The 11,892-nt window shown below is 58.8% G+C and carries 9 protein-coding genes and 1 CRISPR repeat array; of the genes, 1 reads left to right on the forward strand and 8 read right to left on the reverse strand.

The window, feature by feature from the left end; genetic code table 11:
• Positions 1 to 37: 37 nt before the first annotated feature.
• A CRISPR array of direct repeats spans positions 38 to 334; the repeat unit is 31 nt; unit sequence GTTTCAGACGTACCCTCGTGGGGTTGAAGCA.
• 502 nt (positions 335 to 836) lie between these two features.
• The 4 genes from K933_RS16790 to K933_RS18485 form a co-directional block, all read right to left on the reverse strand.
• Positions 837 to 2,735 (reverse strand): ABC transporter ATP-binding protein, encoded by a 1,899-nt coding sequence (locus tag K933_RS16790; protein ID WP_023395953.1) that lies wholly within the window; start codon positions 2,733 to 2,735, stop codon positions 837 to 839.
• A gap of 857 nt (positions 2,736 to 3,592) precedes the next feature.
• On the reverse strand, positions 3,593 to 4,033 hold the full coding sequence (locus K933_RS17570) for a hypothetical protein (protein WP_080509314.1): 441 nt from the start codon (positions 4,031 to 4,033) through the stop codon (positions 3,593 to 3,595).
• Complete coding sequence (locus K933_RS16795; RefSeq protein ID WP_023395954.1) at positions 4,030 to 4,548, reverse strand: DUF7342 family protein; 519 nt, start codon at positions 4,546 to 4,548, stop codon at positions 4,030 to 4,032. Before K933_RS16795 ends, K933_RS17570 begins: the two co-directional genes overlap by 4 nt.
• 589 nt (positions 4,549 to 5,137) lie before the next feature.
• Entirely contained in the window at positions 5,138 to 5,389 is a 252-nt protein-coding gene (locus K933_RS18485) for a hypothetical protein (RefSeq protein ID WP_023395955.1), read from the reverse strand.
• A gap of 109 nt (positions 5,390 to 5,498) precedes the next feature.
• Between K933_RS18485 and K933_RS16805 the strand changes: the two genes are divergently transcribed.
• Entirely contained in the window at positions 5,499 to 6,839 is a 1,341-nt protein-coding gene (locus tag K933_RS16805; protein ID WP_049947995.1) for a DUF1593 domain-containing protein, read from the forward strand.
• Between the two features lie 360 nt (positions 6,840 to 7,199).
• On the opposite strand, the gene K933_RS16810 is transcribed toward K933_RS16805, so the two are convergent.
• From K933_RS16810 to K933_RS16825, 4 genes are all read right to left on the reverse strand, one after another.
• Positions 7,200 to 8,327, reverse strand: a complete 1,128-nt coding sequence (locus K933_RS16810) for an ABC transporter ATP-binding protein (protein ID WP_023395957.1) — start codon at positions 8,325 to 8,327, stop codon at positions 7,200 to 7,202.
• Between the two features lie 10 nt (positions 8,328 to 8,337).
• Complete coding sequence (locus K933_RS16815) at positions 8,338 to 9,174, reverse strand: carbohydrate ABC transporter permease (RefSeq protein WP_023395958.1); 837 nt, start codon at positions 9,172 to 9,174, stop codon at positions 8,338 to 8,340.
• On the reverse strand, positions 9,174 to 10,193 hold the full coding sequence (locus K933_RS16820) for a carbohydrate ABC transporter permease (protein ID WP_080509315.1): 1,020 nt from the start codon (positions 10,191 to 10,193) through the stop codon (positions 9,174 to 9,176). Before K933_RS16820 ends, K933_RS16815 begins: the two co-directional genes overlap by 1 nt.
• A gap of 264 nt (positions 10,194 to 10,457) precedes the next feature.
• Positions 10,458 to 11,795, reverse strand: coding sequence for an extracellular solute-binding protein (locus K933_RS16825; RefSeq protein WP_235063462.1), 1,338 nt, complete (start codon positions 11,793 to 11,795; stop codon positions 10,458 to 10,460).
• Positions 11,796 to 11,892: the final 97 nt, after the last annotated feature.

Consider the following 11,892-nt stretch of genomic DNA (forward strand, 5'->3'; position numbering starts at 1 on the left):
GCGACCAGGACGCCGACGCCTACCCTGACCCCGACGGGTTTCAGACGTACCCTCGTGGGGTTGAAGCATTGGATGCTCCCTGTGTTGTACAGGTTGGACACCTGTTTCAGACGTACCCTCGTGGGGTTGAAGCAGCTCAGCCGACGAGTCACTAACAGACACGTTGTAGTTTCAGACGTACCCTCGTGGGGTTGAAGCATCCAGCCGTCGACAACGGCCTGGACGGCGCCCGTGAGTTTCAGACGTACCCTCGTGGGGTTGAAACTCCCCGTTCGCCCGAGCGGAAGCGGCGTATGTAACCTGGTTTCAGACGTACCCTCGTGGGGTTGAAGCGGAGAGAGCAGCCGCCTGCTCGATCGGAGTCACGTGTTTCAGACGAACCCGTTATTCGGCCCCAGTCGAGTTGCTCGGCGAATACAAACGATCACCAGTAGTGACTGCGAACACGGTTCTCACGCTGCTGAAGAAGCAGACTGGAATCGGATAGAACCCTCTCGGAGGCTAATGAGGCCTGTCGACTAGGGGCGGCGCTGTCGTGACAGTGACGAACTGAGATGAGAGATGGAGATCTCGACACAGTTGCCTTAGAACCGTATTGAGTCTAGTCGCCTCCCCCAATTCGGCCGCTATCACGCATCACGGCCTCTCTATACAAGCTGCAGTCTCATCTTCCACGGTTGCCCAGAAGTTGAGACTAGTGCTCTCAATGCAAATGGCTACTGCCCTGGCTGTCCGTCGAGAGACAGCCTATCATGTCATCCGATCAATACCTTCACAAAAATCTGGGAACGATTGTGGAGATGGTCTCTCAGAGACCGTTTCAGGCCTGATTCAGGCTACTCCCCGTGCGGTCGGAGCTGTTCCGGTAGTTCCGTAGTTTCTCCCGTATGGACCTCCCAGAGGGACGCGTATAGTCCGTCACGTTCAACCAATTCTTCGTGGTAACCCGATTCCACGATCCGTCCGTCACGGAGCACCAGCAATCGGTCGGCCTCTCGAACTGTCGAGAGTTGGTGGGCGATCACGAACGTCGTACGTGAAGCGCTCAGATCAGAAAGGCTCTCCTGGATCAGCAACTCGGTCTGATTGTCGACGTGGCTAGTCGCTTCGTCGAGAATCAGGATCGGGGGATCCTTGAGAAGTGCGCGGGCAATCGCAATCCGCTGGCGTTGCCCGCCTGAGAGTTTCACGCCCCGTTCGCCGACTGCAGTGTCATACCCGTCCGGAAGATCACGGATGAACTCGTGAGCGTTCGCCCGCTTGGCCGCTTCGACGACCCGCCGTTCGTCGGCGTTCGGATCACTGTACGCGATATTCTCGCGGACAGTACCTCCGAACAGGAATGGGTCCTGACTCACGTAGCCGATCGCCCCGCGAAGGCTCCCCACGGTCGTCATCGACACGTCGGTGCCGTCGATCGTGATCGTCCCCTCGTCGGTATCGTACAGCCGAAGTAAGAGCTTCAGCACCGTCGATTTTCCGGCTCCCGTCGGCCCCACGAGTCCGACGAACTCACCGGGTTCGGCTTCAAAGGTAACGCATTCAAGGGTCGGGCTGTCGGCGCCCGGATACGTGAACGAAACGTCGCGGTATTCCACGCGTCCGTCGACGTGTTCCAACTGCTCCGCCTCATCTGACCCCGATATTCTGCTCGGGTAGTGAAGGAGGCCGAACACCCGCTTGGTCGACGCTCTCGCATCGGTATACGTATCGACGAGGTCTCCGATCTGAGAGGACTCCTGGACGAGTCGCCGTCCGTAGAAAAGGAATGTCACGAAAAGGCCTGCGGAGAGCGGGGAGGAAAACACGAGCGGGGGCCCGAACAGCGCCCACCAGCCGCCGACGACGACGATGGTGAGGGACATCACTTCGGTGAGCAGCCGGCGAGTCGAGTAGAACAGTCCCGAGAGTTTGGCCGCACGCCAGTCGGCTTCCCAGAACGCTCGTGAGTGCGATCGATGCTGCGCGCTCTCTCGTCGTTCCGTGCTGAACGTTTTGATAGTCTCGATGCCGCCGATAGCGTTCTGCACGTGTGTGTTCAATTCCCCAACTGCCGATCGTCGTTCGTCGTAGCGGGGCTCGATCGCCCGTTGATAGACATACACCAGCCCGAGCATCACGGGGAGAAACGACATTGAGAACAGGGTTAGTTGCCAGTGAAGTCCGATCATGAAGGCGAGAAGTCCGACCAACAACGTAGTCGACTCGATGGACTGTCTGAGTCCGCCTAAGAGAAACTCTTGTAATTGGTTGACATCGTTGTTGAGGACGCTCATGACGTTTCCCGTCGCTTCGGTCTCGAAAAACGCCATATCGAGCCGCTGGGTTGCATCGTAGGCGTCTGTCCGGAGGTCGTGCAGGATTGATTGCTGGAACCAGCGGAACGTCACGACCTGTACGGCCTGGGTAAGTGCTGTCGCGAGGGCGGTCGCAACGAATAGACCTGCAATCAATCCGAACTGCCCACGTGTGCCCGAGGGAATCCAAGCGTGTGGCACGAGTACGAGGGATAGTGTGGTCCGCTGTCCGGTGAAGAAGGCGTCGAGTGTAACGCCGAGAAGGTACGGTGGGACGAGCGTGAGTAGTTGATGGAGAATCGTGGTACAGACGGCAATAGCAAACACCCCCGTGTTCCCCGGTACATATCGCCTCATCAGGGCTATGATCGGATCGGAGTCTCCGCTGTCCGCCTCGTACACCGCCGAAATGTCCGGGTGCCGTTCGTCCCCAGTCATACGTCGGAGGACTGTCTCCATTCGATGGCCAACCCGGGTGAGTTTCTATTCCGGCTGTGACTGAAGAACGTGGCAGATACTCGTGTTCTTCGTAGTGGTCGCAGCTGCAATCGTCCGGTCCACAGTCGCGCTTGCGCTCGTGTACAACCGTCGTTTGTAGATCGGTGCTTCAGTAGTGTTCGCAGTGAGCGACGGTCCCGTATCATCTGTGTGAGCCGCTGACGGGCGGCGGCCGGCCATAGCACAGCCTCGAGCCACGGCTATGGCCGTGAGAAGACGCCCGAGTGTTCCGCCAGGTAGAAGATAAGTGCTTTGGGGACCAGGAGACGGTACTCATCGAATACCTGGCTCGCCGTCCCGAGATCTGCGAGAAACTGGGCTTGGAGTCGATTCCCGCTCAGTCGACGCTATGGCGAAGCTGCCATACACGCTTCACGAAAGATCTCCGTGAGACTATCGGGACGTTTGCTTGAACGATCCTTATCACCGCTCAGAACGCGGGTATCATGGTTCCGTGTAAGCCGGATCGAACGAGGAATCGGGTAGTGAGGTGCTCTATTCGGGTTAGCGCGCCGTCTCAGTGGCTACACTGCTGGAAATATCGATCATTCGCCCATATGGTTGGGAGTATAATAAGAATGGCCGCTTGGAGAGTGATCTGAGGTAGTTTGCGTAGACTGCATCACCCAAATTCGCGCATCAGAGCCCGCTATACCCGTTGTAGTTTCAACTTCTCGGGTCAACAGTAGTTGAGACTGGCGTTCTCGATGCATACGGCGTGATCGGCTCTGATAGCGTTCAAGATGAACCTCCTTGGACAGGATAGTAGAACTGCCTCCTCCCCACCGAGACGTAAATTAGAGTTCTGCCGTATAGTCGGGGATTACGGTCTCGAAGAGATTACCACAGCACTCCCAGAGGAGTTTCGGAGGAGACTCTGCTTCGAACACGGCCCCTTCGTAGTGTGGCGTCTCCATTGAGGCCGTCTGGTACTGAAAGTGCGCTACACCGAGATCGTCGTGATCTTCATCTTGGTGCCAGCCGCAATGGAACTCCAAGTTTGGATCGGCGTAGTCGATTCTGAATTCGTCATGGGGCGGCGTCAGTTTCCAGTGGACCTCGAGCTGTGGTGACTCAGACCCGGTCGGTGGAACGACTCGCTGTGGGTCGATCTCAGCGGCGAGGTACCGTTTCTGGATCGCGTCTGGCTCGAACCGGACGGAGATGACTTCGACTTGTCGTTCCAGTACGTCCTTGAGCGTCCGATAGAGAGCCGGGTTTTCCGCTCCAGGCTTCATGCGGAGGCGGAGCGCCGCTCACCGGGGAAACGGTCGTAGAGCCGGAGCGCGTCTTCAACGAGACGACGGCGCGTTTTGAGGTGGTCCCACTCACGGGCCGCCTGACGACGTTCACGCTCGTCCGTAGCGTCTTCTGTCCTCCCGAGGCTCGCGCGTAGTTCGTTGGGGGTTTCGACGTCGTATTTGGCCTTCCACGCTCGAATCTGTTCGTTCATCTCTTCGAGACTCGCGGCGAGGTCGTCAGGCGAGTGTTCTTCGTAGAGCTCGCGCATCTCGATGAGGTACTGACCGACGGGGTCAGGCTCATACGTGGTCTGCTGGCCGCGTGTATCCGCGTTCAGCTTGCCGTCGTCTGTGAGACGTTTGAGGTACTTGGTCGCCGTTTCGTGGGCTACCTCGGCCTCTGCGGCGATCCAGTTGGCCGTTCGGGGTTCACTGACGGTGAGTGCGATTGCTTCGACGCGCTCGGCCGCCGATAGACCGTCAGTCCAGCTTCGGTCCGGTTCGTCGTTCATGACTCCGTCTACGTCCTCAATGCAGAAATAATTTGATGTGGTTCAGATTATATCGAATACGGTGTCTCCTGGGTAGACTGGTCGACATTCCCGAGGAGAGCTGGGTGGGTGGTGGGATGGCTGAGAAGAGCCGAATCGTTCCGTGGGGCATCTGATGGTGAGCAGGTTTCTCCTGACACTCGGAGTTTACCAAGGCTAGTTAGATTCAGAGAATAAACGGCTATCAGAGCGGGAATTGGAGCATTCTGCCTTCCTCAATTCGGCTCAATCCACGCATCAGAGGCCCTCTATACGGCGGGTAGTCTCAACACCCCACCCGAGAGATTTTATATCGCCATATAGAGTTTATAAGCTCCGATTTAGGCCATACACATCTCGAAACGCGTGTTATTAGCGGTTTTAGTGATTTTGCCACCCACTGTGGATTAGAGTTGCTGTACACAGTAGAATTATCGAGGTCCACGCTGTCCGGTGAGCACGGACCATGGGGACCACTCAGGACGACGCTACACCCGAGATTTTGATCGAGCGCGCTATCGAACAGTACCTCGATAGCGTCGAGGCCGGTAGCTCACGGAAGAACTTCCAGTCAGCGCTCGCCCGGTGGCGCACTTGGCTCGAGGATGAACGCGGTGTGACCACACTTGACGACCTCGACGTTTTGGACTGCCACCAATACGCTCGTCACCTCAAGCAGCGCGGTCGCGACGGCGAGCTCAAAGCCGGCACCGCGATACCACCTATACGCGTACGTCCGCGCGTTCCTCTCGTTCTGCGTCGCAGACGAGTTCCTCGACACGAACCCCACGAAGGCGAATCGACCGACGAACTTCCCGAACACCTCGGTAACGCCGACCGTCAGTTCTGGCAGAAAAACGAGCGACGGGCGCAGTCCCTCGGGATGATCCCGTCGGAAACCTTACCACATCAACCGGTAATGCCTCGATCGTATGAGTTCGGCTACTGACGACTCCCGTCCGAGGATCGTCGCCACGACGGATGGGGAGATCGACGACCGGTGTTCCATGATCCGCTTCCTGATGTACGCCAACGAGTGGGACATCGAGGGGTTGATCTACTGCAGTTCCCGTTTCCACTGGGACGGCCACGACTGGGCGGGCACCGACTGGATCGAAGGCCAGATAGACACATATGCGCAGGTGTACGAGAACTTGGTCGAACACGACTCCGAGTACCCCTCCCCCGATGAACTGCGGGACCTGGTGTACGTCGGTAACATCGACGACGTCGGCGCGATGGACGAGGATACGCCCGGTTCGGACCGGATCGTCGACGTACTCCTCGACGATAAGCCGGGTCCCGTGTACCTCCAAGCGTGGGGGGGCACCAACACGATCGCGAGGGCGCTCTGGAAGATCGAGAATGAACACCCCGAGCGAATGGAAGAGGTAGCGGATAAAGCAGTCATCTACATCATACTCAATCAGGACCGGACGCTGCGGGAGTACATCCAGCCGAACTGGCCGGATCTACAGGTGCTGAACAGCTTCAAACAGTTCGGGGTCTTCGCCTACGACTGGAAGAACCTCATCCCGGAGGAGGAGCATCGACGGTTCTTCGAGTCCGAGTGGCTGGAGGAACACATCCTGACCGGTCACGGCCCGCTCGCCTCGGAGTACCCGACGGTAGATCTCGATCGTGAGGAGGACCTGTGGGACAGCGTCAGAGTCTACTGGGAGGAGGGACAGTACTTCCTCTCGGAGGGCGACACACCGTCGTACCTCCACCAGATTCCCGTCGGACTCGGAAGTCTCGAGCATCCGAGCTACGGTGGGTGGGGCGGACGATTCGAACGAGAGCCAGGGAGTAAGAACGTCTGGATCGGCGCCGAGGACGACGGCGACCTCTACAAGCCGATCTGGCGTTGGATCTCCGACATGCAGCGAGACTGGGCCGCGCGCGCCGACTGGTGTGTCCAGTCGTACGAGGAAGCGAACCATCCCCCGGACGTCGTCGTGAACGGGGAATCCGGGCTGGACATCGTTAGAACCGACGCTCGACCCGGTGAGACCGTCGAGGTGGACGGGTCGGGGACCACCGACCCCGACGGCGACGGCCTCGAGTATCAGTGGTGGAACTATCGAGAAGCCGAACAGGTCCGCGGTGGCCCGCCCGCGATCGAGATACACGACTCCCGGAGCGAGCGTGCTACAGTCGAAATCCCGGCGGACGCGGAGGAACGGGAGTACCACGTTGTCCTCACGGTAACCGACGACGGCGAGCCGAATCTCACCCGCTACCGGCGGGTCATCCTCAACGTACAGTCGTAACGTCGCAGAAACCGGATCCGCTTGTATCGTATCGGAAGTAAATGTAGAGCGTTCGCGTACTGCTTGGAGAACCGACCAGGTACCGGGATCGGAAGTGTCACCGGATCCACGTTGACAACCATCTGACTAGACGCCCAGTCGGGACGGCGAACACACAGCCAAGCGGGCGACCGACGACCTTCCCCAAGACCTCGGCGACACCAACCGGCAGTTCTGGCGTGAAAACGAGCGGCGAGCGATCCTGCGGTTCGTCGATGGCGCGAACTGTGGAATGAGAATCCGGTCTCACGCGAGTGCGAAAGAGTCCCCCACGGAGGTTTCAATTAAAAAGTGGAGGTGTCGCCGTGTCTCTCCGGTTACTCAGGTCGTTTCGCCAATGTATTTCTCGTAGGCTACGTCCGTCTCGCCCGTTTTGGTTTTGAGAGCCTCACTGGTGTTAACATCGAAGAGGTACAGGTCACTCTCGTCAAACCCGAACTCGACGTCCGTCCCTTCCTCCGGGTTCATCACGCTCTCGATACGTGCAGTGATATCTATATCTCCCATCTCGGCGTACAGGAAGTTCTCGTTACCCATCTGTTCGACGACAGTAACCGTGCTTGGTACTGCGCCGCCAGCTTCAAGTCGCATGTCCTCGGGACGGATACCCATCCGAACGCTCTCTCGGCCGGTGACCAGTGATCCATCCTCGAGAGTATACTCGAAGCCACCGGGTCCGGAGAGAGTTGTACCACTCACCTCGGCAGTAAAGAGGTTGATGCTCGGACTTCCGATGAAACTCGCGACGAACTCGTTAGTCGGTGATCGATAGACTTCACTGGCGGTTCCGACCTGCTGGAGTTCGCCCCCGTTGAGAACGGCGATTCGGTCGCCCATCGCCATCGCTTCCGTCTGATCGTGGGTGACGTACGCTGTGGTCACATCGAGTTCTGACTGGAGTTCTTGCAGTTCCGTCCGCATCTTCGAGCGGAGTTTGGCGTCGAGGTTCGACAGCGGTTCGTCCATCAGGAACACCTCGGGGTCGCGGATGATCGCACGGCCCAGCGCGACCCGCTGCTGTTGACCACCAGAGAGTTCGCGCGGCTTCTGCTCGAGCAGGGTTCCGATCCCGAGCAGGTCGGCCACGTCCTCAACCTGTTCGTCGATTTCAGCACTCGACTGTTTCGTCGACAGCCGCAGCGGGAACGCGATGTTCTTCCGGACCGTCATGTGCGGGTACAGCGCGTAGTTCTGGAACACCATCGCAACATCGCGTTCGCGTGCGCGCTGGTCGGTCACGTCGCGACCGTCGAACTCAATGGTCCCCGAGGTGACGTCTTCGAGCCCCGCGATACATCGGAGCGTCGTCGTCTTCCCACAGCCGCTGGGGCCGACGAACACGAGGAACTCCCCGTCTCTGATAGTGAGGTTGAAGTCGTCTACTGCGACGATCTGTTCGCCGTCGTCACCGAACTCCTTACGAAGTTTCGTGATGTCGATTGTTGCCATTCGTAGTCACCTACTGTTTGACCGACCCCGAGAGGATGCCCTTGATGAAGTACTGTTGCATCGTCAGGAAGACGACGAAGATGGGCGTCACCGCCAACGACGTCGCCACCATGATCTGGTCGAAGTACACCCGCTGTTGGCCGACCAGTTCGGCCAGCGCGAGCGGGATGGTGTACATCTGCGGGTCCTGCAGGATCACCAGCGGGTAGAGGAACGCCTGCCACTGGTTCAAAAACAGGATGATCGACAGCGCCGCCAGCGACGGTAGCATCGTCGGTAGCGCGATCTTGTAGTACAGCTGGAACTCCGTCGCCCCGTCCATCCGCGCGGATTCGAGCAGCGAGTCGGGGATCGCCTTCATGTTCTGGCGCATCAGGAAGATCCCCAGCGGGTTCGCCGCCCACGGCAAGATCACCGCGAGGTAGGAATTGGTCCACCCGATCTGCACCATCAGCAGGAACAGCGGGATGATCAACAGCTGGATCGGCAACACCAGCGTCGCGAGGATGAAGTAGAACAGCGGCTCCTTGAACCGGAACTCGTACTTCGCGAACGCGAACCCCGCCATCGAACACAGCACCAACGACAGCGCCGTGTACGACACCGAGATGATGATGCTGTTCCACATGCTGTTGAGGAAGTCGATGTTCTCCTGGAGCGCTTGGAAGTTGTCGAACCACTGAAGACCGGGAATTATCCGTGGTGGCCAACTGAAGAACTCCGACTGCGGGATGGTCGCAGCGACGATCATCCAGTACAGCGGGATCAATACGAGGACGACGATCACCATGAGGAAGATGTACGCGCCGAACTTCCAGAGCGCCTCGTTGCGTGTCTCGGTACGCACTACTCCTCACCCCCGTACTGAATTTGGACGATCGACATCGCACTCACGATGATCACCAGCAGGACGGAGACAGCACTGGCGTACCCCAGGTTGAGTTGGAGGAACGCCTGGTTGTAGATGTACTGCACGACGGTGATGGTGGCGTTCGAGGGACCACCGCCCGTGATGATGTACGGTTCCGAGAATATCTGGAACGTGCCGATCGTCGACGAGACGACGACGAACAGCAACACCGGCTGGATCTGCGGCAGCGTGACGTAGCGGAACTTCTGCCAACGGCCCGCACCGTCGATCTCTGCGGCCTCGTACAACTGCTCGGGCACCGTCTGGAGGCCCGCGAGCAGGATGATCATGTTGTAGCCGAGCCAACGCCAGGTGACTGCGAGGACGATCGTCATCCGCGCACCCCACGCGCTGCCGAGCCACGCGACCGGCGAGAGCCCGAGTTGGACGAGTACGTAGTTGATGAGGCCCGCTTGGTCGTTGAACAGCAGCAGGAAGATGGTCGAGTACGCGACCAGTCCCGTCGCCACGGGCAGGGCGATGAGCGTCCGGAACAGCCCCTTCGCGCGGATGAACTTCGAGTCTAATACGACTGCGGTCGCTAGTCCCACCGAGACCATCAGCGGCACCTGCACGAGAAAGATGAAGGCGGTGTTGAACAGCGACGTGTGGAACAGCCCGTCCCGAAATACGAGCCGTTCGTAGTGGGAGAGACCGACGAACTCTAGGTTCGCGATCTGGGGGATCGATACGGTTACCGGTCCCATCGTCACCGACAACAGCACCTCGTTCGCGACGCCGAGGTAGTTGAAGAACGAGAGGTAGAGCGTATACGCTGTCGGGAAGAGCAGAAAAATCCCGAATAGGATGAAGAACGGCGAGATGTACGCGTACGGAAGCCACGGGATTTCGGGGATTCCCGCCGAAATGTCCTGTCGCGTATAGCGCACTCGGTCGGAGAGCTGCTGGTACGCCTCTAACGAGCGAACTCGCGATCGGATCGCGCTCAATGCCATACTGGTCGTGACTCCCGTACAGTGTGTCTCCACTCGGATGCGTATCCGGACCGAAGTTCGGTCGTACGCCGGGTTGTTGGGACGACGCGAGACGGGCCGATTCGAGACCAGGGGGACCGGACGCTCCACCGGCGAGATGACTCGGTCGACGAGCGATAGCTACGGCTCGCTCCGAGCATCGCGTCCGGCCGAAACGTGGGCTCCCTGGTCGAGAACGCTGACGTGTTCATGACATTCGTGAATGAGACGTGGTCTCGACTGAGGTTATGCGAGTTCTCTATCCGTTCGCTCGGCGACGGTTTCTGCTGCGTCTTGGATCGCATCCTCCGGTGATTTGTTCCCGTTGAGCATGTTCCCCAGTTCGGTCACGAGCGTGTTGTCGATCGCGGAGGTCACAGGGCTGTACCGGTACGGCTTGATGTTCTCTGCAACCTCGGTGAACAGGCTGAAGATAGCCTGCCCGTCGTAGAACTCCTGCCCCTCGTCGTAGAAGTCGGCGTCGTACGCTGCTGTGAGCGAGGGGAAGATGCCGTACTCCTGAAGTATCTGGTTCTGGATCTCGGGATTTGTCATAGCCCACAGGGAGAAGTCGTACGCGCGTTCGAGGACGGCGTCATCGCTCACCGTCGTCGGGATCGCAACGTTGGAGCCACCCCGGTTCGACGCTCGGCTGCCGCCCTCCTCGAACGCGGGAAGTTTATACACTCCCCAATTTCCGGCCGTATCGGGGAGTTCCGCCCGAAGCGTGCCGTCGAGCCACACGGCACTGGCGACGGACGCGACAGTTCCCTCCTGAAGCGCGGTGAACCACCCAGCAGAGAAGAATTCGATCTGGGTCGTGATCCCCGCCTTGCTCATGTCGTTGAGTAGCTGGGCCACACGAACGCTCTTTTCGCTATTGATATTGATCGCACCGCTCTCGGTTATAGGCTGTCCGCCGAGCTGTCGGAACAGCATCCGCCAGACGAGATTGATGTCCTGCGGAGGGAGGTTCGTCATCGAGACACCATCGGGGAGTTTCTTTCCCTCCTCGATGAACTGATCCCACGTCGAGATCGAATTCGGATCGATGTCATGTTCCTCGTAGACGGAGCGATTGTAGAAGACACCGGTCGGACCGATGTCCCACGGGATCGCGTAGTAGGAGTCATCCAGAGAGATAGTCGAGAGCTTCCCATCGACCACTTTGTCTGCGATGTTTGCCTCCTCGAGTCGGTCCGTAAGGTCCATCAGGCCGCCTTTATCGGCGTACGGTGCGACGTCGAAGTTCTGGACGGAGGAGAAGTCCGGACCGCCACTCCCGCTCAGGACGGAGGTCTGAAACTGCTGTTCCCAGTTATCGAAGCCCATCTCCTGAACGGAAATATCCGTTCCGTTCTCCTCGTTGTACGTTTCAGCGGCGAGTTGAAGCGAGCGCGCAGCGATGTTCCACCCCCATCCGGAAGCGGACGAAGCCATTTCGGCTGAGCCGGAACCGGTCTCGGTCGGGCTAGTCGGGCTAGAACCGCTTCCGCCCGTCTCGGTGGTGCCGCCGTCTCCGTTCTCTCCGCCAGTGCTGACACTACAGCCAGCTATCGTTGTTGTACCTGCGATACCGAGCATCTGCAGTAGCTGTCGACGTCGTGGGGTTGACTCCGAGGATCGGGTCATGCGTTACCAAGAGAGGATGGTGTACCGCCACGTATAATCCTTACTCTTC

This window comes from Candidatus Halobonum tyrrellensis G22 (genome assembly GCF_000495475.1).
Classification (GTDB): Archaea; Halobacteriota; Halobacteria; order Halobacteriales; family Haloferacaceae; genus Halobonum; species Halobonum tyrrellense.

Bases quoted from the DNA above. Each gene is read 5' to 3' on its own strand.
- K933_RS16790 (WP_023395953.1), bottom strand. From the start codon at position 2,735: ATGACTGGGGACGAACGGCACCCGGACATTTCGGCGGTGTACGAGGCG.
- K933_RS17570 (WP_080509314.1), bottom strand. From the start codon at position 4,033: ATGAAGCCTGGAGCGGAAAACCCGGCTCTCTATCGGACGCTCAAGGAC.
- K933_RS16795 (WP_023395954.1), bottom strand. From the start codon at position 4,548: ATGAACGACGAACCGGACCGAAGCTGGACTGACGGTCTATCGGCGGCC.
- K933_RS16805 (WP_049947995.1), top strand. From the start codon at position 5,499: ATGAGTTCGGCTACTGACGACTCCCGTCCGAGGATCGTCGCCACGACG.
- K933_RS16810 (WP_023395957.1), bottom strand. From the start codon at position 8,327: ATGGCAACAATCGACATCACGAAACTTCGTAAGGAGTTCGGTGACGAC.
- K933_RS16820 (WP_080509315.1), bottom strand. From the start codon at position 10,193: ATGGCATTGAGCGCGATCCGATCGCGAGTTCGCTCGTTAGAGGCGTAC.
- K933_RS16825 (WP_235063462.1), bottom strand. From the start codon at position 11,795: ATGCTCGGTATCGCAGGTACAACAACGATAGCTGGCTGTAGTGTCAGC.